Source organism: Bradyrhizobium sp. KZN70725, assembly GCF_055264925.1.
The window spans coordinates 1-521 of record NZ_JBUYWT010000205.1 but is presented as its reverse complement, the minus strand read 5'-3'; the positions used below and the strand labels follow the sequence as shown (position 1 = coordinate 521).

1 protein-coding gene is annotated in these 521 nt (G+C 62.6%); it reads left to right on the top strand.

Annotation, left to right across the window (positions count from 1 at the left end; all coding sequences use genetic code 11):
* The coding region (locus ACZBJS_RS42730; protein ID WP_463440356.1) for an ATP-binding protein at positions 1 to 427 on the top strand (427 nt) is incomplete at its 5' end.
* Positions 428 to 521 lie beyond the last annotated feature (94 nt).

Sequence of the window (521 nt, the reverse complement as noted above, 5' to 3'; positions counted from 1 at the left end):
CTGCTGCCGCACCCGTCAAAGCCACCCCCTCGCACGCCAACATCCGTGGTGGGGGCTATTATCAATGAAGGAAAGGAACATCGCGATGCTGACCCACCCGACCCTCGAGCAAATGCAGGCGCTCGGCCTTGCCGGAATGGCGGCCGCCTACCGGCAATTGGCCGAACAGGACAATGCCGCCGATCTCAGCCGGGATGAGTGGCTCGGCCTGATGCTCGATCGTGAAGCCGCCATGCGTGCCGACCGGCGCCTGACCAATCGCCTCGCCGCAGCCAGGCTGTGCTTCGTCGACGCCTGTATCGAAGACGTCGACTTCGCGTCCCGCCGCGGCCTTGACCGGCGCAACACCCTGCAACTGGCGCAAGGCGCTTGGCTGAAAGCCCATGAGAACTTCATCATCACCGGCCTGGCCGGGCTGGTGGCATGATGCACATCTCGCTATGTCATTGATAATCGAAGCTTCGTTGCCGCGGATCTTGTGATACTGCGCGACCATTGGTCACCGCATGACGGACTTCCTG